Below are 21,148 nucleotides of genomic sequence, written 5' to 3' on the forward strand. Positions count from 1 at the left end.
AGTCGTATGGCAAGAATCAAGAAGCATAGGCTCTTTTCAACTGCACTGTTATTTGTAATTTTCTTATTCCCGCTTCGATCAGTAGGTGAAAAACATGAAGAGAGTAATGGTTTTGATGAGTTTTGGCAGGAGTTATATGTCTACTCGTCACCAAATGAGAGGATTACACTTGGGCTGTTGTTGAATAACTTATACGCATTTCCGGTGGGTAAATATGATTGGTTTATAGAAGGAGGTGTGAAGTATAAAGTCAATAATTGGTTAGAGGCTGAGGCGATTTATCGACAAGAATACATTAAAACAGAAGGCATTTGGACTTATGAAAACAGACCTATGTTACGGATTGGCGGAAGAAAAAATGTCGGAATTTGGAGGATAAAAAATAGGCACAGATTTGAAATGCGTCATTTTGAGAAAATTCCTACCAGATTTCGTTATAGGACTGATGTAAAAGTTTTACCCATCCTAAATATTACCACTTGGAATTTGAATCCATACGTTCAAGAAGAACTGTTTGTGAGTGAAGGACGAATCTCAAGAATAAGGAGTTATTTGGGGATTATCGGGAAAAAGGGAATTATTGAGCCATCTGCTTACTTTTTGATTCAGACAAAATTGCATGGGAGAATGTCAAAGAATAATTTGATATGTGGAATATGTCTTGGATTGGAACTTTCAAAAATATAGATGATATGATGAGGGAACCAAGATTATTTCAGATCAGGGGAGTATATGTAGTTTTCGACTGAATTATACTATAACCAGAGAGCTTTTGGATGTTCTGGATGATCAGAATAGTGAACGTAATACGTGTGATATATAAATAATAAAACCTTGTGTAGATCGGATAATGTGTTCGAGTAACAAGTAAAAACTTTGCAAAATAAATTTAAAATATGACTAACAGATTAATAGGAAGACTTCCTAAAATTGGAATCCGCCCAGTAATTGATGGGCGTGAAAGAGGAGTGCGCGAATCGCTTGAGTTGCAAACCATGAAAATGGCAAAAAATGCTGCAAAGTTGATCGAAGAAAATTTGCGTTTTCCAAGTGGTGAAAAGGTGGAATGTGTTATTGCTGATACTACTATTGGAGGAGTTGCCGAAGCCGCAGCTTGTGCTGATAAATTTGAGCGAGAAGGCGTTGGTGTTTCCTTAACGGTAACTCCCTGTTGGTGCTATGGTACGGAAGTAATGGATTCTACTCCGTTAATTCCTAAAGCCGTATGGGGATTTAACGGAACAGAACGTCCCGGTGCAGTTTATTTGGCTGCAGCATTGGCTGGGTATACACAGAAAGGTCTACCAGCTTTCGGTATTTATGGCCGAGATGTTCAAGATGCAGGAGATGAGACGATTCCTGGAGATGTGCAGGAAAAAATACTTCGCTTTGTAAAGGCCGCATTGGCTGTAGCTCAAATGAAAGGAAAATCATATCTGTCGTTGGGATATACATCGATGGGTATTGCCGGTTCAATGGTAAATCCTGAGTTCTTTCAGGAATATTTGGGAATGCGGACCGAATTTGTTGATTCAATAGAAATAAAACGTCGTTTGGACGAGGGAATTTATGATCCGGTCGAATACGAAAAAGCTTTGGCCTGGACGAAGGAGAATATTATCGAGGGTGATGATTATAATGTACCGGAACAACAATCTGATCGTGAGAGAAAAGACTGGGAGTGGGAAGTCGTTGTGAAAATGACGCTGATTATGCGCGACCTGATGATAGGTAATCCTCGTTTAAAAGAACTTGGTTTTGGCGAAGAAGCTCATGGTCGAAATGCTATTGCTGGTGGTTTCCAGGGCCAACGCCAGTGGACCGATTATTATCCTAACGGTGATTTCTCTGAAACAATTTTAAACACTTCATTTGACTGGAATGGCATTCGTCAGGCATTTGTATTTGCTACGGAGAACGACAGTTTAAATGCAGTTCCGATGCTGTTTGGGCACTTGCTTAGTAATACTGCACAAATTTTCTCAGATGTACGCACCTATTGGAGTCCGGATTCGGTAAAACGTGTAACAGGAAAAGAATTGAGGGGAAAAGCAAAAGATGGTATTATTCACTTGATTAATTCGGGGTCTACAACCATGGATGCTACCGCACAACAAAAAGATGCCAATGGCAATCCTGTAATGAAACCTTATTGGGATATAACAGAACAAGATGTAAACGCCTGTTTGGAGAATACCCGCTTCTGCCCGGGAGATAAAGGATATTTCCGAGGTGGAGGTTTCTCAAGCCAGTTTAAAACTGCTGGAGAGATGCCTGTAACCATGAGTCGTGTAAATCTGGTGAAAGGTCTTGGACCTGTTCTTCAAATTGCAGAAGGATTTACGGTTGAATTGGAAGATGAAGTACATGCAATTCTTGATGAACGTACCAATCCAACCTGGCCAACAACATGGTTCGTTCCTAAATTGACTGGAAAAGGTGCATTTAAAGATGTTTATTCTGTAATGGCGAACTGGGGCGCAAATCATGGTGCAATATCATACGGACATATTGGAGCAGATTTAATTACACTTGCTTCTATTTTACGAATTCCTGTATGCATGCATAATGTGGACGAAGATAAGATATTCCGTCCAAGCGCATGGAATGGTTTTGGCGAAGATAAAGAAGGAGCAGATTATCGCGCATGCGAAACTTTTGGCCCGCTGTATAAATAGTTTGACTTAATTTATGAGAAAGGCTGTTTTGAGTTTATGGCCTTTCTCATAATGTTTTGGTTTTATATATAAGAGTTGTTCCTGAACTATTATTTACTTGGATTGAAAGAAAAGCTATTTAACCGAAATATCCACATAGCACCTACCAAAATGAGATTGATTAGATTTACTGGAACAATGATTATTTTGCTTAGAGAGTGGGAGTAACGATGTATCAAATTTCCTGTCAAAAGGCTGACACAACCTGAGCAAATATTCAAACCATAATCAAAGTATTAAACGTATTTGGTAAATACCTTTTAATTAATATTTTATAACTTTCCTTTATTCCCTAAAAGAAAAATATTTATTAACGCCGGACTAATATCCGGCTTTTTTGTGTCTTACCCATGGAAGGTATTAATATAACAAAAATTGTACGATTGGTTGATTGTTAGGATGTAAAAATAGAGTTGTTAAAACTTCTGACACCCCTAATCATAATATCAAAGAACTTTTAAACAATGTCCACTTTGCAATAGAAAATAATAGTCAGTTTTTGTAACTTAATAATCCAATTATCATCATTATGGATATTGAAAACAAGCACATCCCCGACGATGCAAAATACCTCGCCAGACGAGTATTCCACCACCACGAAATAAAGCTATACTCGTGGCAGGGCAGCTTTTATGAGGTAAATACTATTTACGGCACCAATTCAATATGGGACATAAGACGTATTAACAATGCAAGCACATTAGACTTGTATATTGAAGCAATGCACCGCATTGGAATGCCGGAACCAGGAGGACGCGATCTTTATGGAACACTAAACGAAACTGGGCAGATTATTGCCGGAATTTTGAAAGCGGATCATCTGGATTTCTACTACAAGTTACTTTGGGATGAACACCTGCACTGGTATTGCGATATGTTGGAAGTCCGTGCAGCTTATCTTTTGGATGATATTCTTACTGGTGACATGAAAGTTACCGAAGCCAGGGAAATTGCGATAAAACAACTATTAACGGGTGATCCAGAGAGGCATATCGGGGAACCATATATTCAAATTAGTGATTACAACCGTGCTATATCATTTCCCTGGTGGTTCATGAATCGTAAAAGCGAGCAGAATTGGTTAATTGAAGATGAAATGCCTTATGGCGATGGAATACGCGATGTGCTATGTCGGCTATATGAATATGGTGGTTGGGAAGATGCTACTGCCAAGGAGTATTGGGATGAACAGACCCGGAAGATTGAAGAAATCAAGCGTAAAAGGAGAATAGGCTAAGCTAATATTTAAACTGATGACAATTAAAACTCATGAAGAATGAACTGACGATAAATTTGACACCTACGGAAACAGATTTGAAAGTTATTGGAGAATGGCTTTCATCTGAGAATAAGAAATATAGAGAAGGATTTTACTGTAATTGGAGTACTATTGTAAGATCATACAGCCTAAACAGAATGATCTCTTTTAATTTAAGAGACAAGATAATAGGCTTCTTAGTTTATTCTCCTGATGAAATATCCGTTGAAATAGACATATTTGAAATTCAAAGAAAGTATCGCGGTAAAGGATATGGTAAAATTTTCTTTAAACAAGTAGCCGATGAGTTCAAGATTCAAAAATTTAAAGCAGTTTCGCTATTTTGCGAACCAGTTGAATCAGAACGTTTTTGGAGAGGTTTAGGATTTCTAAAATTTCCAGAAAGAGGTTACTCCGAGCCTGACCTTCGATTTTACAAACCTTTGATCTCCTTCACAGAAGTGACAGAAAGTCCAAATGAATTGAATAAGCTGGAACTTTGGGACGTTGAGCCATTTCAAAAAGACGAAGTTCCTCCATGTTGGAGTTGGAATATTGAAAACAGCAAACTGTTAGAACCAATAATCCAGCCTTGTAATGAGAACTGGAATTTAAGGTGGACACAGAATGGTAAGATTATAAAAGAAGGTAAAGTAAAACGTTTTTCAACAACCAATTTCCCTGTTATTTTTGATTCATTTATGTACATTGAGAACTTAGTTGAATAATCAATAATAAATTGCAACTAAATCATCCCTCCCTCCCCATTTTGGCAACTTCTCCCATGGTAGGAGAATCCATCGGCTCACGAACAGGCTTTACACGTTTCCTGGAAAGAGGCTCCAGCTTTTCGCTATATAGCCGCCTACCGACTGGCTGAATCACCGACAAATCATTATTAGCCGGATTGCTGATACTCTCAGAAACAGGATAAGCGTTCAGGAGATGTGCCGGATAAGGTTTAAGCATATCAAGAACCTGCGACAAGGTGTTGGATATTGATAGCCAACGCCTTTCACTATACTCAGGGATTATCACTGGCATCCGGTCGTATCCCAGCTTTCTGATCAACGGATTAGCGACCGTTGTTAATATGCCAAACGAGTATATTTCATTTCCATCTGTATCGTTAGCTTTATTCCATAGTCCGGCAAAGCCGAATGGTCGTTTCTTATTCTTCATATAAACCAGGTATGGTCGTTTATCAATGCCAACAATAAAGGCATCAGCAAGAACCAGGCATCGTTGTTCCCGAATGATCTTTTTGTAATGCGGTTTAAGGAAGATGGCTTTTGATCCTGTGTAATGTGGATCGTTGCTCTGGTTACGATCTCCTTCTGCCCGGATGAAGTTCACGGTATTCTTTTCTACGCCCTGTAAGCCAAAATTAAACGACCTGATGACTTTGGATGGCTTCCTTTCTTCAAAAAAGGCTTTCAATACCGGATTCATACCGTTCCTTTCTGGAGATTCGTTTAAGCCAGGTATGATTACGTAAGCGGTGTGACCCGGGGCAATGTTATATGATGGGATGTATTCTTCTCCTTCCGGCAATGATGCCATGTCGAACTTGGATCGGATTCTTTGGTAGCTACTGGCTAAAATGTATCGGTCGAACATCGTGATATTATTATTATCAAAGCTGTTCTGATAAGGTAGAGAAAATATCCTTGCAACGAATTAATAATTTTTGAATCTTTGTTTATGGTGATAGAGCAGGGGAGTATTGAATAACACCCTTAATTGACTTTGAGGGTATGTATTCGGGTATGATGAAAAAGAAAACCCGACGTATTTATTTGTTATACATCGGGTTGCCTTTTTGTTTGGTGCCCAGAACAAGACTCGAACTTGCACGGGAAAATTCTCCCACAAGGCCCTCAACCTTGCGTGTCTACCAATTCCACCACCTGGGCAATAATTTTTTTTGAACGTGCCTGCAAAACTATAAAATTTCTTTAAACCTAATTAATACAATTTGTTTTTTTGCAGTTATCAGCAGATTTCGGTTGTAATCAATTGTTGCGATCGTATTGTTCTTCCAGCTCTATTTTCGTAATCACTTCATCAACAACGGTAACTGTGTAGCGCGATGTTTTTTTCACCTTTGGTGTCACCATCGGGTCAAGCGTAAGTTTATGCTGGCTGATTTCAGTGCTTTCCAACATTTCCACTTTTTCAAAAATATAAATGTCACCACTTTCTTTGTTAAAAACGGTTTGAGGTTTTCCCAATTCCGATTCTAACGACGACAACGGTTTTCCGATATATGTTTTTTGCAGATTTCGTTGCGAGCTGCACGATACCATAATAATTACAGCAACAATAAATAATAAAACTCTCATGTACCTAATTTTGCCCAAAGAAAACCAGAAAAAATGAAATCCGCCGGCTTTTAACCTGATTAATTCATAAAAATGAATTAATCACCCGTAGGGCAGACGAAATAATTGGGAAACAATTATTTGTCAGGGTTAACCTTGACAATGAAAATCATTCAATTAGTATTGTTCAATACATATGGTCTGTTAATTTTCATTCGTCAACACTGAGTGTGAAAAATTGAAAAATTTTTCAGGTTAATCCTATTTAACGTTTTTGGTGTTAAAAAACTGTTGTCTTATTGTTATAACTTAGCCGACTTGCCAATTAATATTTTTTATCTTTGCAGCGTGTTTTACAACATGTTCTTAAATTAATAGTTCGCTGCAACATGATTCAATTCTTTAAAACTCAAAGTAACAGTATTATCGCAGTTTATTCTGCACAGCCCTTAGGCGATGAAAATACCGAAAAACTGGTATGGTTATTTTCCGGAGCCGAAAGTTTAAAACCTCAGCAAATCGATGGTTGGTTTGTAGGCCCGCGTAAGGAAATGCTTACTCCGTGGAGTACCAACGCCGTAGAAATTACCCAGAATATGGGCATTGAAGGAATCCGCCGTATGGAGGAATTTTTCGAGGTAGAAAACGAAAAAGCAAAGTTCGACCCGATGCTTCAGGCTATCTACAAAGGGCTTGATCAGCAGGTTTTTGCAATCGACAAAGAACCCGATCCGATTTTGAATATTGAAGATATTGCAGCGTACAACGAACAGGAAGGATTGGCTTTGAGCGACGACGAGATTCAATACCTGAATTCGGTGTCGAAAGAAATGGGACGCCCGCTTACTGATGGCGAAGTTTATGGTTTTGCCCAGGTAAACTCGGAACACTGCCGTCACAAAATATTTAACGGAACCTTCATTATTGATGGAAAAGAAATGGAATCGTCGTTATTCCAGATGATTAAAAAGACATCGAAGGAAAATCCAAATAAAATCGTTTCGGCATACAAAGACAACTGTTCGTTTGTTCAAGGACCGGTTGTTGAGCAGTTTGCTCCGAAAACACAAGATAAACCAGACTTTTTTGAAGTAAAAGATATTGAAACGGTTCTTTCATTAAAGGCCGAAACACATAACTTCCCCACAACAGTTGAGCCCTTTAACGGTGCAGCAACAGGAACAGGTGGAGAGATTCGCGACCGTATTGCCGGCGGAAAAGGCGCTTTGCCAATTGCCGGAACGGCGGTTTATATGACATCGTATCCACGTACCGAAGCACAACGTTCGTGGGAACAGGCAACCGAAGAACGCGAGTGGCTGTACCAAACTCCTGAAGAAATTCTGATTAAAGCATCAAACGGTGCCAGCGATTTTGGTAACAAATTCGGTCAGCCGCTTATTACAGGATCACTGCTTACTTTCGAGCATTTCGAGGACTTTGTGAAATATGGTTACGATAAAGTAATCATGCTTGCAGGTGGTATTGGTTTTGGAAATAAAAAGGATAGTCTGAAAGACGAACCGGTAAAAGGCGATAAAGTGGTATTGCTTGGTGGCGATAACTACCGCATTGGAATGGGCGGTGGAGCTGTTTCGTCGGTAGCAACCGGTGAGTTTGAAAATGCCATCGAATTGAATGCCGTGCAGCGTGCCAACCCCGAAATGCAGAAAAGAGCTTACAATGCCATTCGTGCATTGAGTGAAGCCGATGATAACCCGATCATTTCAATTCACGACCACGGTGCAGGTGGACACCTTAACTGTTTGTCAGAGTTGGTTGAAACAACCGGAGGAAAAATCGATACATCGAAATTACCGGTTGGAGACCCAACACTTTCGCAAAAAGAAATTATTGGTAACGAGTCGCAGGAGCGAATGGGACTGGTTATGAAACCGGAACATGTTGAACTGCTTCGTAAAATTGCGGAGCGCGAACGTGCACCGATTTACGAAATTGGTGAAACAACCGGCGATATGCAGTTTACCTTCGAAAACTCAAAAACCGGCGAAAAATCAATCGACTGGCAGTTGGGATACATGTTCGGAAATCCTCCGAAAACAATTATGGAGGATGAAACCATCGTTCCTGAGTTTGACGAATTAGAATACAACTGGGAAGAAATATACGACCTGGTTGAACAAACCATTCAATTGGAGTCGGTGGCAAGTAAAGATTGGCTGACCAACAAGGTTGACCGCTCGGTAACCGGACGAATTGCCAAACAGCAATGCGCCGGCGAATTGCAATTGCCCCTGAATAACTGCGGAGTAATTACACTCGACTACCAGGGAAAAGCCGGATTGGCAACAGCAATCGGTAATGCACCGGTAGCCGCACTTGTTGATGCTGAAAGAGGTTCAGTGCTTGCAATTGCCGAGTCGCTGACAAACATTATCTGGGCGCCAATGCCTGATAAAATCAAAAGTGTATCGTTGAGTGCCAACTGGATGTGGCCGGCTAAAAATCCGGGAGAAAATGCCCGTATTTACAACGCCGTTAAAGCAGCAAGCGACTTTGCCTGTGCATTGGGAATCAACATTCCGACAGGAAAGGACTCAATGTCGATGACACAGAAATACAAAGACGATGTTGTTTTGGCACCGGGTACGGTTATCATTTCATCGTCGGGCGAAGTTACCGATGTGAAAAAAGTTGTTGAGCCGGTATTGGTAAACGACGAAAGCAAAGAAATTCTTTACATCGATCTGTCGTTTATGGAACGTGCGCTGGGCGGAAGTGCTTTTGCACAGTCGATCAATAAACTCGGAAAAGTTGCTCCAACAGTTGCCGATCCTACAAAATTTGTAACGGCATTTAATAAAGTTCAGGATCTTATCGAACAGGACCTGATTCTTGCCGGGCACGATGTGGCTTCGGGTGGTTTGATCACTACTTTGCTTGAAATGTGTTTCGCCAACGTAAAAGGCGGAATGAAGGTAGATGTTACTGCTTTTGAGGAAGAAGATCTGGCCAAAATATTGTTGGCGGAGAACCCCGGAATTGTTATTCAGTGTGCTGATAACGATGAGGTGAAAAATCAACTGAAAGCAGCAGGAGTTGAGTTCATGTCGTTAGGTTTCCCTGTTCCTTACCGTAAAGTAAGAGTGATGAACCGCACTATTGAAGCCGACTTTGATATCAACTCCTTACGCGAAATGTGGTTTAAAACATCGTATTTGTTAGACCGCAAACAAAGTGGAGAAGAAAAGGCGCTGGAACGTTTTAAAAATTATAAAGATCAGGCTTTAAAATTCGACTTTAAAGATTTCACTGGTAAAGCTGCCGATTTGGGCATCGACCTGAAACGTCGTACTGCTTCGGGTGTTAAAGCTGCAATTATTCGCGAGAAAGGTGTAAACGGCGACCGCGAGATGGCTTACGCCATGTACCTTGCCGGAATGGATGTGAAAGATGTTCACATGACCGATCTGATTGCAGGCCGCGAAACGCTTGAAGACGTGAACATGATCGTTTTCGTAGGTGGTTTCTCTAACTCCGATGTACTGGGGTCGGCAAAAGGCTGGGCCGGAGCATTCAAATTCAACGAAAAAGCACGTGTTGCACTGGAGAAATTCTACCAACGTGAAGACACGCTGAGTTTAGGTGTTTGTAACGGTTGCCAGGTAATGGTGGAGTTAGGCGTTGTTTATCCGGAGCACAGCATTCAGCCAAAAATGTTACACAACGAATCGGGTAAATTTGAGTCGTCGTTCCTGAATGTTGATATTCAGGACAACAAATCGGTGATGCTTGAAAATATGGCCGGCATGAAACTGGGAATCTGGGTTGCACACGGCGAAGGTAAATTCTACCTGCCGTTTAACGAAGATCAGTACAATATTCCGATGAAATACAGTAACGAAGGTTATCCGGGTAATCCAAACGGATCGCACTTTAATGCAGCTTCATTGTGTTCTGATGATGGCCGTCATTTGGTAATGATGCCTCACCTGGAGCGTGCTTTCAAACCGCACCTTTGGGCGAATTACCCTGCCGACCGTAAAGCCGACGAGGTAGCTCCATGGATTCAGGCTTTTGTAAATGCCAAAAACTGGATTGAAGAGAAAACGAAATAAAACATCGCGAGTCATAGTATCACTACAAGTGATGCTATGACTTTTTAAGTGACGAATAAAAATTCCGAAAAAGGATATAAGAAAGCCGCTATCGTTTAACGAGGCGGCTTTTATTTTTTTCAAAGTTGATTACGAAATATATCCCGGATTGCATTTCAGATGCCCATCAATGAATATAGAAGGTTGTTAATCGGCAATCATTTTAGTTGCCAGTTCGTCGGCAACGTCCTTTCCTTTGAACTTCTCTACAATCTTCAAGGCAAATTTGATAGCTACACCAGCACCTTTTCCGGTAATTATGTTTTCGGCTTCTTCCACCGCTTCTCCTGTAATAATTGCCCCGTGTAGTTCTTCTTCAAATCCCGGGTAACAAGTTGCCTTTTTTTCTTTCAGCAAACCCAGGTTCCCGAATACCATTGGAGCAGCACAAATCGCAGCCAGCGGTTTTTTCATATCATTAAAATTTAGGATTTGCTCACGCAGGCCGCTGTGCGCTTTTAAATTTGCCGCCCCCGGCATTCCTCCCGGAAGCACTATCATATTGATATTGTCGTAATCCAAATCTTCAAACAGCGCATCGGCTTTTACGGTAATTTCGTGTGCCCCGTTTACCTCCATTGATTTATTCATCGATACAACTGTAACGTCAAAACCGGCCCTGCGAAGTACATCAATAATACTTATGGCTTCAATTTCTTCAAATCCGTCGGCTAAATGAACTGCAATTTTTTTCATGGTATTAATTTGAGATTCGAAACATAACCCCTCTGTCAACCCGCCTTTAAGCCTTACGCTGACATCTCCCCTAAAATTAGGGGAGAAAATAAGGTATAAATTATTTTATAAAAATAAAAAAGATTTAGGGTTTGTGTAAGCAAAAAGGATGTCATCTTTTGTAAAAGATGACATCCTTTTTGTCCATAAAAAAAGGCCTTCAAAATTGAAGACCTTTTAAAAACCAATACACGTTATCTCTATTATTAATTTTCTGAATATTCGTTCAAAGCTTTTTCCAGTTTCTTACGGGTAAAGAAAATGCGGCTTTTAACAGTACCTAAAGGTAAATCAAGTTGTTCTGCAATTTCTTTGTATTTATATCCTTCTAAAAACATGCGGAAAGGAACGCGATATTCATCTTCTAAAGCATTAATGCTCTTATTAATTTCTTTTGAACTGTAGAACGAATCCGGCGCAGGATAAACTTTGTCTTTCGAGAACATCAGATGGAAATCGTTGTTTGAACCATCAAAGGTGTTCTTTGTTTTAACGTTTCTACGGTAGTCATTGATGAAGGTGTTCTTCATAATGGTGTAAATCCATGCCTTGAAATTCGTGTTCTGTGTAAACTTGTCGCGATAAGTTAATGCCTTAAGGAAAGTCTCTTGTAACAGATCGTCAGCTCTTTCCGAGTCAGCAGTTAAACTTAGTGCATAGTAATGCAATTTGTCACTCAATCCGAGTAAAGCGTTATTAAATTGAATCTGAGTCATGGCGTCTTATTTTTAATTTGTCTAAACAAATTTAAGTCAAACGAGTCCCTTTTTGCAAATAAATGATGACCTAAATCAGTTGATTCTATCTATGCAGGATAAAGATTCTCTATTGTGGTAACGCGTTGATTCGGTAAAGGTTACGAAAAGCATTGTTAAGTCTGTGTTTCCATAGGAACCACTCGTGATAGAGCTTGTCGATATATAATTGTAAAGCGTATATTTGTCATTCGAATTTGAGACAGGATAAGTCGATAATAAAAATCAAGCGTTTAATGTATCCTGTCTGTTAAAGTTCAATTTGAATAATAATGAAAAATTTAAAGTCTAATCATGATGCACAATCTGTTTTAACTTTCAGAAAGTGGGGGAGGAAGAACTATTCTTCGTTTCTAACTGTCAGGAAACAAGTTGTCATTTCAGTATTATCGGTGGTGTATTTTCTGTCAACACCGGTAATTACAATGGCTACTGTTCAGGACACTTCTGAAGTTAAAATGGAATACGACCTTGATGAGATCGAGGTTAGTGCACAACGAACACCTGCATTATATTCGCAGGTTGCACGGATAATTTCCGTGATTGAGAGAAAAGAAATTGAGGCGGCGCCGGCTCAGAGTGTTCAGGACTTGTTAGAGTATGTTGCAGCTATCGACGTACGGCAACGGGGAACTGAAGGAGTACAGGCGGACGTTAGTGTTCGCGGTGGTACTTTCGACCAGACGTTAATCCTGCTTAACGGCATCAACATCACCGACCCGCAAACCGGCCATCACAATTTAAATCTGCCAGTTAGTTTAGCCCAAATCGAGCGAATAGAGATTCTCGAGGGACCGGCTGCACGTGTTTACGGACCCAACGCTTTTTCGGGGGCTATTAATATTGTAACACATCAGTCGGTTGATTCCGAAATTTCTGCTGCCGTTTCGGGTGGTAGCTTCGGTTATTTTGATGGAAATCTTTCAGGCTCGCTTTCAACCGGCAAAATGCTGCATATGCTGGCTTTCAACGGAAAACGATCGGATGGTTACACCAATAATACCGATTTTGATGAGCTGAACGGGTTTTATTCCAATCAGTTGAATACCGAAAAAGGGGTGTTGAAGTTTCAGTTGGGCCTATCGGAAAAAGGGTTTGGGGCAAACAGCTTTTACACGCCAAAGTATCCAAACCAGTACGAAGCCACAAAAACATTGTTCACCTCACTGAAATGGGAAGGAAAGGGGCCGCTTCACCTTACGCCGGTGGTTTATTACAGGCGGCATCACGATCGGTTTGAATTGTACCGAACGGATAAATATGGTTTGACTGATGATGGTTACAAGGTTTGGCAAAACGACACACTGCCGGGCTGGTACAGCGGACATAATTATCACCTTACGAATGTTTATGGTGCCAACCTTAACTCGTGGGTAAAATGGGCTGCCGGGAAAACAGCGTTTGGTGTTGAATTTCGCCGAGAACAGATATATAGTAATACGCTTGGTTTGGATATGGACGAACCGAAAGACGTGCCCGGTGAAGATGCACAGTTTACCAAATCGGATGACCGCAATACGGTTTCCGGATTTTTGGAACACGCATACTATATAAATAAGTGGACGTTTACAGCCGGACTGATGGCAAACTACATTTCGGGAAGTGATTTGGGATTAAATGTATTTCCGGGAATTGATGTAAGTTATAATGTATCGGATGCGGTAAAACTGTACTCGAGTTACAACACGAGTTTGCGCATGCCAACTTTTACCGATTTGTATTACGATGGCCCGTCGAACATTGGTAACCCCGATTTAAAACCTGAAAAGTCGGCCACCTTGGAAGGTGGTTTAAAACTACGATCGAAACTGTTGCGCGGGCACGCTGTTATTTTTTACCGCCATGGAAAAGATATTATTGATTGGGTAAAAGAAGACCCGACTGCCGAAATCTGGCAACCGCAAAACCTGACCGAGATAAATAACCTGGGTACGGAGGTTCAGGCGCAGTTGCTGTTACGAAATGAGTATGGAAACCACTATCCAAATATTCAAATCAGTTACCTATATAATAATGTAGAAAAAGGAAATGCCGATTTGGTATCGAATTATGCTTTGGATAACCTGAAACATAAACTGGTTGGTTCGCTTAGTGAGCAACTGATGAAAGGGCTGCAGCTCGATTTGCATTTTGTTTTCCAGGACAGGGAAGGCAGCTACACCCGGTTCGAAAATAAAATGCCGGTTGGGGAAGCGGCGTACGATCCGTTCTGGGTTTTCGACGGCAAGTTAAGCTACCGGAGAAAGCAGTTCTCAGTTTTTGCTTCGGTAAACAACATTTTCGATAAACAATACAACGATATTGGTAACGTAATACAGCCCGGACGTTGGTTTAAAACCGGGGTGATATACAAAATAGGATTTAATTAAATTGTTTTTAACGCTTGATTTAAGATCTTAAAAATTAATATTTTGAGCCGGGAGTTCGCCAAAACAGGCAAGCTTCTGGCTTTTTACTTCATGTACTTACTTTTTGAAATCTACAAAAATTGTATCTTCGCCGAAAATTAGATAGTCATGTTAAAAGGTATATTAGCAATTTCAGGACACTCGGGACTGTTCAAAATGGTTGCCGAAAGTAAAAACAGCATTATTGTTGAATCGTTAGACACGCAAAAGCGTATGCCGGTTTATTCAACCGCAAAGGTATCGGCATTGGAAGATATAGCCATTTACACTCACGAAAGTGATGTGCCGTTAAAGGATGTTTTTAAAGCCATTTCTGATGCCGAGGACGGTGGAGCAGCCATTTCGCATAAATCGTCGGGAAATGAGTTGAAGACTTATTTCGAGAAAGTACTGCCTGATTACGATCAGGATCGGGTATACGTTTCCGACATTAAAAAAGTACTTCAGTGGTACAATGCTTTGCAGGAAAAAGATATGCTTGACTTTTCAGAACCAGAAGAGGACGAAACAACAGAAGAAAAAGCGGATTAAAACAATTTATAATTGTTAACGGCTTTGGGGTTGCCCAGCGAGTCGTTTCGATCCAGAAGAATATCAAAAAGTTTTGCAGTGGCCAGTGCATCGCCGGCAGCGCGGTGCCTGCCATTAATTTCAATACCTAAATCGGCACAAAGCTTCCCCAGTGAATAGGACGGATGTCCGGGGAGCAGTTTTCGTGATAGTTTTACCGTACACATTGTCTTACGGTGATAATTGTATCCCAGACGTGTATATTCTTCTTTTATAAACTTATAATCGAAACTGGCATTGTGGGCAACAAAAGTTCTGCCCATTGTCATCTCAATAATTTTTTTTGCCACCTGGTAAAATTTTGGAGCAGTTCTTACCATTTCATTATTTATTCCGGTTAACTCCGTAATAAAAAACGGGATGTCCATTTCCGGGTTAATAAGGGTCGAAAAAGAGTCGGTAACCTCTTGTCCGTTGTGTTGATAAATAGCAATTTCGGTAATTTTGCCGTTTTTATAACTTTGGCCGGTCGTTTCGATATCGATTATTGAGAACAAAATGTTTAATATTTTGAATTAATTGAACTTAAATATTTAAATTTGTGAAAAAAATATTCTTAAGCATGAAATTAAGACTGCTAACTTTTTTTGATACCTGCGAATTAATTTCTAAATTGCCCGTAGAATTCAACAAACAACAAAAAAAATAATTTCAAAACTATGAAAAAAATTACTCTTTTCTTATTTGCATTGGTTTTGTCCCTTGGTTACACCATCGCACAAAATGCAGACAACAAATGGGCCATTGGAGTTGGCCCCGGGTTTGAATACAACATTGAAACCGAAGCTACCGGGATTTTAGCTGATTTTTATGTTAGTCGTTACCTGTCTCCAAGGTTCGATTTAATGCTTGACAACAGATGGTCGTTCAATGATGCCGGAACTGATGTAGTTGCATCATTGTTGAACCTGCGTTTGAAACTTTACAATGACGATATGGCAATTCAGCCATACCTTTTTGGTGGTCCTGGTTATATGTGGGATAACGATGAAAGTGATTTTACTTTCGACTATGGTGCAGGATTGAAATTCCCTGTTGGTGAAAAAACTTCACTTTTCGTATCAGGTTCTTATGTGAATAGTATTAAAGGATACCATTCAGATGATCCAAACAATGCTTACGGATGGACTGACGAACATTTTCAGGTTACCAGTGTACTTGAATTCGCAATGGGTAAAGCTAAAGATGAAGACGGTGACGGAGTAAGTGATCGTAAAGACGAATGTCCTGGCACACCTCCGGGAGTACAAGTTGATGAAAAAGGTTGTCCTATCGATACTGATGGTGACGGCGTTCCAGATTACAAAGATGACTGTCCTACTGAAGCTGGCCCGGCATCTTTAAACGGCTGTCCTGACAAAGACGGTGACGGAGTTGCTGATAAAGACGACGACTGTCCTGATACTCCTGGATTGGCTAAATTCAATGGCTGTCCTGATACTGACGAAGACGGTGTTCCAGATCCAAAAGACAAGTGTCCTGATACACCAAAAGGATGTCCTGTTGACGCTGACGGTTGTCCGCTTGATTCAGACGGCGACGGTGTAATTGACTGTGAAGATGATTGTCCTTCTGAAGTAGGTCCTGCAAGCAACAATGGTTGCCCAGACTGGAGTGAAATTTCAATTCCAACTATCTACTTCGATTTCGACAAGTCGACTCTGAGACCAGAAGCAAAAGCTGAATTGGATAAATTAGCTGATCAGTTGAATGCTGCTAAAGAATACGATATCGTAATTGGTGGTCACACTGATAATATTGGTACTGAATCATACAACATGGGACTGTCAGAAAGACGTGCTCAGGCTGTTGTTAAGTACTTATTGCAAAAAGGTGTGAACAACGCTTATGTAGGTTCTAATAACTATGGTGAAACTAAACCGGCTGTTCCTAATACAACATTAGATAACAAACGTAAAAACCGTAGAGCAGAATTTGAAGTAGCAAAAATTCGCAAATAAGCTTTAATTAAATATTTTCGAAAAGCTCTGTCATTTGGCAGGGCTTTTCTCGTTTATGGCCGTAATGTGTTATATTTGCGGTCTCTAAAAAATAAGCTTAGTTATGAGTATCGAAAGTTTGATTCAGAAAGGAACCGTAGAAGCGATGAAGTCTTTGTACGGTGCAGATTTACCGGAAAATCAGGTACAGGTTCAGAATACCCGAAAAGAGTTTGAGGGTGATATTACCGTTGTGGTATTTCCTTTTTTACGATACTCAAAAAAAGGGCCGGAGCAAACTGCCGAAGATCTTGGAAAATATTTGGTTGAAAATATTGAAACTGTTGAAAACTACAATGTTATTAAAGGCTTTTTGAATTTGGAGATCAGCCAGAGCTATTGGCTCGACGTTCTTAAAAACAGCTTTACCAGTTCTGAATATGGATTAAAACCCGTAACCGACGACAGTGAGTTGGTAATGGTTGAATACTCGTCGCCAAACACCAATAAACCACTTCACCTTGGTCACATCAGAAACAACCTGTTGGGATTTTCAATTTCTGAGATTTTGAAGGCCAACGGTAAAAAAGTGGTAATGACCAACATTGTAAACGACCGTGGTATCCACATCTGTAAATCGATGTATGCCTGGAAACAGTGGGGCAACGGAGAAACACCGGAAAGCACAGGAATGAAAGGCGACCACCTGGTTGGAAAGTACTACGTTGAATTTGACAAACATTATAAAGCCGAAATAGCTGAACTGGTTGAAAAAGGTGTTTCAAAAGAAGAAGCCGAAAACCAGGCGCCATCAATTATTGCCGCCCGCGAATTGTTGAGAAAGTGGGAAGCAAAAGATGAGGAAACAGTTGAGCTTTGGAAAATGATGAACAACTGGGTGTACGCAGGTTTTGATGTAACTTATAAAACGCTGGGAGTTGGTTTCGATAAAATTTATTACGAATCGGACACTTACCTTATAGGTAAAGAAGAAGTGCTGAGAGGCCTTGAAGAAGGAACCTTTGAAAGACGCGAAGATAATTCGGTTTGGGCCGATCTTACCGGTGACGGACTGGATCAGAAAATACTTCTTCGTAGCGATGGCACTTCGGTTTATATGACTCAGGACATTGGTACGGCGAAAATGCGTTTTAACGATTATTCGATCGATAAAATGGTTTACGTAGTGGGTAATGAGCAAAATTACCATTTCCAGGTGTTGGCTATTTTGCTGGATAAACTTGGATTTAGCTGGGGAAAAGATTTATACCACTTCTCGTACGGTATGGTTGAATTGCCATCGGGAAAAATGAAATCGCGCGAAGGAACTGTTGTTGATGCCGATGATTTGGTGGATAACATGGTTGAAGTGGCCCGCGAAATGTCAGCTGAGTTAGGAAAGCTTGATTCGTTAACAGGTGACGATGCCGAGAATACCTTTAAAATGATTGCACTTGGTGCGCTGAAGTACTTTATACTGAAAGTAGACCCGCGAAAGAATATGATGTTTAACCCCGAAGAATCGATTGATTTTAACGGAAATACCGGGCCATTTATTCAGTATACTTATGCTCGTATTAAATCGGTGCTACGTAAGGCTGCCGACCAAAATATTACTATCGATGAAAACGTGGCGGTTGAGTCGCTGTCATCAAAAGAAAAGGATTTGGTGAAACGTATTTCGTTATTTCCTGCAGCAGTTGAGGAAGCTGGCGACAATTATAGTCCGGCGATTATTGCCAACTACTGTTACGAGTTGGTTAAAGAATTTAATCAGTTTTATCACGATCATACAATACTTGGAGAAGCCAACGAAAGCGTGAAAAACTTCCGTCTGGTGCTGGCATCAGCAGTGGGGAAGTTGGTGCAAACCGGTATGGGTTTACTTGGTGTTGAAATGCCCGAAAGAATGTAGATCCATTGACCTTGGTCATAAATAGGCAACACTGATAGTTTTACTATTTTTATAGATTGACAACCCGTTTCAAGACTCGATTTGAAACGGGTTGTTTTTTTATAGCTTAATCGTAATGAGATTTTAGGTCGAAAAATTTTTTTAAAAAGAAAGGAGGCCATCTTCAAAGCCTCCTTAATGTCTTTTGCAACTTTATGTTGCACTTCTGATTTAATGGTTGAAAGAGGTTTGCACTTCCTTCCTTGTCCACTTATATATTCTGAAAAAAGGGGAAAGGTAACCTTTAAATCTATGAATTAGTTGCTATTTAAAACCGTTCTATTTGGAAGGTTTTGGTGTCTAACGGCTTACAAATAATCGCCCCAGCGTTTTATTAAATCACTTTTGCAACTTTCGGCAATTAAGGGATCGTTTATTGCTTCTTTTACTTTTTCATCGAATTCATCGGCGTAAAGCAGGGTGTAAACTTCGTGGATTGACAACGATTGTTTTTTATCGATCAGCATCATGCTGTCGCCGGGATTTACGTGGCCTTTTTCCAAAATTCTGACATAAACACCCGAAAAACCGGAGTCGACAAACTGGCGCACAATATTGTTATCGTTAAATCGGAACTGCAACTTAAAACAGGGCTGGCGAGGTTGAGTAACCTGTACTACAGCTTCTCCAATTTTATAGGTGTCGCCAATATTTATTTCTTTTTCGTGCAGGCCTTCCACGCTCAGGTTTTCGCCAAACATTCCCCAGGGCATTTCCAAATCAGGATAAAGATTCTGCCAGTATTGGTAATGATCTGCCGAATAAAGGTAACAGGCTTTATCAATGCCACCATGGTATCTGCGGTCCATCACATTGTCGTGTTTTACATCCTCTTTACCCAGAAAGATTCCTTTGTCGACACCAAATTTGAATAAACCGGTGGGGACTTCTTTTCCCTTCCAGTTAATTATCCGGGCTTCAGCAATGTTTGTTGAGATGATTTTCATTGTGTTGTTATTTCGAACGAGGTGATAAAGGGCAGCCAAGCTTCAGGATAAGAAAGTAGTCGGCAACTGCTAACTGAGACTGTATACTGCGACTGTAAACTGATTACGCTATCTTCCGTTCCTTTTTAATGTTCTCGTAGGCCTGATTTACTTTCTGGAATTTCTCTTTTGCAGCATTCTGAACTTCATCGCCCAGTGTGCTTACTTTATCAGGATGGTATTTCATTGCCATACGGCGGTAGGCCTTTTTCACATCGTCGTTGCTGGCCGAGCGCTCTATTTCAAGTATTTTGTAATCGGCATCGGTGTTGGGCACAAACATAGCCTGAATCGATTCAAAATCGTTATTACCAATGCCCATCTGGTTGCATATGTGTGTAATCAGCTTTTGCTCTTCCACATCAACCTGCCCATCGGCCTGGGCGATGCCAAACAAAAAATGCACCAGCTGCAGGCGTGCCGAATAGTTCATGTTTGCTTTTATCTGTTGGCAAACCTCATTAACCGGAATGGTTTGTTGCAGCAGGTCGCGCAGCATTCTTATCGCCTCCTGTGCCGAATCTTCGCCAAAGTTGTGCACCATAAATTTCTTTACATAGTCTAGTTCCGATTTCAGCACTTTTCCATCGGCTTTCATTACGGCAGCCACCAAAACCAAAAGGCTCATTACATATCCGCCGGTGGTTGTTCTGCCCGAGTAGCCTGTTCGTGTTCCGCGTTTAACGGCTTCCTGTCCGCCGTCGAACATCGAACCTATTGTAAAACCTATAATTGCGCCGATAGGACCACCGGCAAAAGCACCTAGTCCGGCTCCTATCCATTTACCAAATTTTGCCATATTTTTTTAGTTGTTTATCGATTTCAATGATCTGAGGAATCAATAATGTTTTGTTATCGTTTTTAATTTCTTTTGAAGCGAGTTTACTTTTTTGCTCATCGTTCCATTGTTTGTCCATCCGTTCTTTAACAGCTTCGATTGTTGAACCGTCGCGCTTCGTAACGCGGTCGATCCGCATATTTTCGGGTGCAGTTACCAGAATCGTATAATCCATCATTTTATAGAAACCGCTTTCAAAAAGAATGGCCGCTTCGTGAACGACATACGGACTGCTTTGTTTATCCGCCCAAATCATAAATTCCTGTCGCACCACGGGATGAATCAACCCGTTTACTTTCTGCAACTGTGTGCTATCTGTAAAAATGATGCCAGCCAGCTTTTTCCGGTCAATTGTGCCGTTTGGTGAATAAATGTCGGGGCCATACCAGTCAATAAGTCCGGTTTTTATTTCAGAGTGCGTATTTACCAGTTTCTTTGCCCAAATATCAGCTTCAAAAACAGGAGTTCCCAGAAGCTTGAAAACCTGACAAATTACCGATTTTCCACTTCCAATTCCACCTGTAATACCAATCTTTAAAGCCATT

17 protein-coding genes and 1 tRNA gene are annotated in these 21,148 nt (G+C 40.6%); 9 read left to right on the forward strand and 9 right to left on the reverse strand.

Annotated elements, in window-relative coordinates; all coding sequences use genetic code 11:
• The first annotated feature begins 6 nt into the window (after window positions 1–6).
• The 4 genes from LH29_RS08110 to LH29_RS08125 all read left to right on the forward strand — a co-directional run bounded on the left by LH29_RS08110 (window position 7) and on the right by LH29_RS08125 (window position 4,703).
• Entirely contained in the window at window positions 7–687 is a 681-nt protein-coding gene (locus tag LH29_RS08110) for a DUF2490 domain-containing protein (protein ID WP_045027561.1), read from the forward strand.
• Between the two features lie 209 nt (window positions 688–896).
• A complete protein-coding gene (locus LH29_RS08115; protein WP_157493617.1) occupies window positions 897–2,678 on the forward strand; it encodes an L-fucose isomerase in 1,782 nt (593 codons plus the stop codon).
• Window positions 2,679–3,246: 568 nt separating this feature from the next.
• Window positions 3,247–3,954 carry a hypothetical protein gene (locus LH29_RS08120; RefSeq protein ID WP_045027563.1) on the forward strand — a complete coding sequence of 236 codons (708 nt, stop codon included), beginning with the start codon at window positions 3,247–3,249 and terminating at the stop codon, window positions 3,952–3,954.
• Window positions 3,955–3,986: 32 nt separating this feature from the next.
• Window positions 3,987–4,703, forward strand: coding sequence for a GNAT family N-acetyltransferase (locus LH29_RS08125; RefSeq protein WP_045027565.1), 717 nt, complete (start codon window positions 3,987–3,989; stop codon window positions 4,701–4,703).
• A 22-nt stretch (window positions 4,704–4,725) separates the two neighbouring features.
• Here the strand turns inward: LH29_RS08125 and LH29_RS08130 are convergent, their stop codons facing one another.
• From LH29_RS08130 to LH29_RS08140, 3 genes are all read right to left on the reverse strand, one after another.
• Window positions 4,726–5,595 carry an SOS response-associated peptidase gene (locus LH29_RS08130; protein ID WP_045027568.1) on the reverse strand — a complete coding sequence of 290 codons (870 nt, stop codon included), beginning with the start codon at window positions 5,593–5,595 and terminating at the stop codon, window positions 4,726–4,728.
• Between the two features lie 207 nt (window positions 5,596–5,802).
• Window positions 5,803–5,891 (reverse strand) — tRNA-Leu (locus tag LH29_RS08135).
• Window positions 5,892–5,990: 99 nt separating this feature from the next.
• The gene (locus LH29_RS08140; RefSeq protein ID WP_045027571.1) at window positions 5,991–6,320 is read right to left on the reverse strand and encodes a hypothetical protein; all 330 of its coding nucleotides are present in this window, start codon (window positions 6,318–6,320) and stop codon (window positions 5,991–5,993) included.
• Window positions 6,321–6,688: 368 nt separating this feature from the next.
• Between LH29_RS08140 and purL the strand changes: the two genes are divergently transcribed.
• Window positions 6,689–10,378 (forward strand): phosphoribosylformylglycinamidine synthase, encoded by a 3,690-nt coding sequence (gene purL, locus LH29_RS08145; RefSeq protein ID WP_045027572.1) that lies wholly within the window; start codon window positions 6,689–6,691, stop codon window positions 10,376–10,378.
• A gap of 186 nt (window positions 10,379–10,564) precedes the next feature.
• On the opposite strand, the gene LH29_RS08150 is transcribed toward purL, so the two are convergent.
• Window positions 10,565–11,113, reverse strand: a complete 549-nt coding sequence (locus LH29_RS08150) for a DJ-1 family glyoxalase III (protein WP_045027574.1) — start codon at window positions 11,111–11,113, stop codon at window positions 10,565–10,567.
• A 245-nt stretch (window positions 11,114–11,358) separates the two neighbouring features.
• Window positions 11,359–11,868, reverse strand: coding sequence for an RNA polymerase sigma factor (locus tag LH29_RS08155; protein WP_038554909.1), 510 nt, complete (start codon window positions 11,866–11,868; stop codon window positions 11,359–11,361).
• A 311-nt stretch (window positions 11,869–12,179) separates the two neighbouring features.
• Between LH29_RS08155 and LH29_RS08160 the strand changes: the two genes are divergently transcribed.
• Both LH29_RS08160 and LH29_RS08165 read left to right on the forward strand, forming a co-directional pair.
• Window positions 12,180–14,276 (forward strand): TonB-dependent receptor plug domain-containing protein, encoded by a 2,097-nt coding sequence (locus tag LH29_RS08160; protein ID WP_045027579.1) that lies wholly within the window; start codon window positions 12,180–12,182, stop codon window positions 14,274–14,276.
• Window positions 14,277–14,423: 147 nt separating this feature from the next.
• Window positions 14,424–14,846, forward strand: a complete 423-nt coding sequence (locus tag LH29_RS08165; protein ID WP_045027581.1) for a DUF5606 family protein — start codon at window positions 14,424–14,426, stop codon at window positions 14,844–14,846.
• Here the strand turns inward: LH29_RS08165 and LH29_RS08170 are convergent.
• Window positions 14,843–15,382, reverse strand: coding sequence for a 3'-5' exonuclease (locus LH29_RS08170; protein ID WP_045027584.1), 540 nt, complete (start codon window positions 15,380–15,382; stop codon window positions 14,843–14,845). The two genes, LH29_RS08165 and LH29_RS08170, sit on opposite strands and share 4 nt — an antisense overlap.
• A 162-nt stretch (window positions 15,383–15,544) precedes the next feature.
• On the opposite strand from LH29_RS08170, the gene LH29_RS08175 reads away from it, so the two are divergent.
• Both LH29_RS08175 and argS read left to right on the forward strand, forming a co-directional pair.
• Entirely contained in the window at window positions 15,545–16,846 is a 1,302-nt protein-coding gene (locus LH29_RS08175) for an OmpA family protein (protein ID WP_052670689.1), read from the forward strand.
• Between the two features lie 103 nt (window positions 16,847–16,949).
• The gene (argS, locus tag LH29_RS08180) at window positions 16,950–18,740 is read left to right on the forward strand and encodes an arginine--tRNA ligase (RefSeq protein ID WP_045027586.1); all 1,791 of its coding nucleotides are present in this window, start codon (window positions 16,950–16,952) and stop codon (window positions 18,738–18,740) included.
• A 347-nt stretch (window positions 18,741–19,087) separates the two neighbouring features.
• Here the strand turns inward: argS and LH29_RS08185 are convergent, their stop codons facing one another.
• The 3 genes from LH29_RS08185 to coaE form a co-directional block, all read right to left on the reverse strand.
• Window positions 19,088–19,726, reverse strand: a complete 639-nt coding sequence (locus tag LH29_RS08185; RefSeq protein WP_045027589.1) for an MOSC domain-containing protein — start codon at window positions 19,724–19,726, stop codon at window positions 19,088–19,090.
• Between the two features lie 103 nt (window positions 19,727–19,829).
• Window positions 19,830–20,564, reverse strand: a complete 735-nt coding sequence (locus LH29_RS08190; RefSeq protein WP_045027591.1) for a TerB family tellurite resistance protein — start codon at window positions 20,562–20,564, stop codon at window positions 19,830–19,832.
• A complete protein-coding gene (coaE, locus tag LH29_RS08195; protein WP_045027594.1) occupies window positions 20,548–21,147 on the reverse strand; it encodes a dephospho-CoA kinase in 600 nt (199 codons plus the stop codon). The genes LH29_RS08190 and coaE overlap by 17 nt, the downstream gene beginning before the upstream one ends.
• Window position 21,148 lies beyond the last annotated feature (1 nt).

The organism is Draconibacterium sediminis (assembly GCF_000949475.1).
GTDB lineage: Bacteria > Bacteroidota > Bacteroidia > Bacteroidales > Prolixibacteraceae > Draconibacterium > Draconibacterium sediminis.

Excerpts from the sequence above, each read along its gene's own strand:
- LH29_RS08115 (WP_157493617.1), top strand. The coding sequence starts at position 897 with ATGACTAACAGATTAATAGGAAGACTTCCTAAAATTGGAATCCGCCCA.
- LH29_RS08140 (WP_045027571.1), bottom strand. The coding sequence starts at position 6,320 with ATGAGAGTTTTATTATTTATTGTTGCTGTAATTATTATGGTATCGTGC.
- LH29_RS08165 (WP_045027581.1), top strand. The coding sequence starts at position 14,424 with ATGTTAAAAGGTATATTAGCAATTTCAGGACACTCGGGACTGTTCAAA.
- LH29_RS08185 (WP_045027589.1), bottom strand. The coding sequence starts at position 19,726 with ATGAAAATCATCTCAACAAACATTGCTGAAGCCCGGATAATTAACTGG.
- LH29_RS08110 (WP_045027561.1), top strand. The coding sequence starts at position 7 with ATGGCAAGAATCAAGAAGCATAGGCTCTTTTCAACTGCACTGTTATTT.
- coaE (WP_045027594.1), bottom strand. The coding sequence starts at position 21,147 with ATGGCTTTAAAGATTGGTATTACAGGTGGAATTGGAAGTGGAAAATCG.
- purL (WP_045027572.1), top strand. The coding sequence starts at position 6,689 with ATGATTCAATTCTTTAAAACTCAAAGTAACAGTATTATCGCAGTTTAT.
- LH29_RS08120 (WP_045027563.1), top strand. The coding sequence starts at position 3,247 with ATGGATATTGAAAACAAGCACATCCCCGACGATGCAAAATACCTCGCC.
- LH29_RS08155 (WP_038554909.1), bottom strand. The coding sequence starts at position 11,868 with ATGACTCAGATTCAATTTAATAACGCTTTACTCGGATTGAGTGACAAA.
- LH29_RS08125 (WP_045027565.1), top strand. The coding sequence starts at position 3,987 with ATGAAGAATGAACTGACGATAAATTTGACACCTACGGAAACAGATTTG.
- LH29_RS08190 (WP_045027591.1), bottom strand. The coding sequence starts at position 20,564 with ATGGCAAAATTTGGTAAATGGATAGGAGCCGGACTAGGTGCTTTTGCC.
- LH29_RS08160 (WP_045027579.1), top strand. The coding sequence starts at position 12,180 with ATGAAAAATTTAAAGTCTAATCATGATGCACAATCTGTTTTAACTTTC.
- LH29_RS08175 (WP_052670689.1), top strand. The coding sequence starts at position 15,545 with ATGAAAAAAATTACTCTTTTCTTATTTGCATTGGTTTTGTCCCTTGGT.
- argS (WP_045027586.1), top strand. The coding sequence starts at position 16,950 with ATGAGTATCGAAAGTTTGATTCAGAAAGGAACCGTAGAAGCGATGAAG.
- LH29_RS08130 (WP_045027568.1), bottom strand. The coding sequence starts at position 5,595 with ATGTTCGACCGATACATTTTAGCCAGTAGCTACCAAAGAATCCGATCC.
- LH29_RS08150 (WP_045027574.1), bottom strand. The coding sequence starts at position 11,113 with ATGAAAAAAATTGCAGTTCATTTAGCCGACGGATTTGAAGAAATTGAA.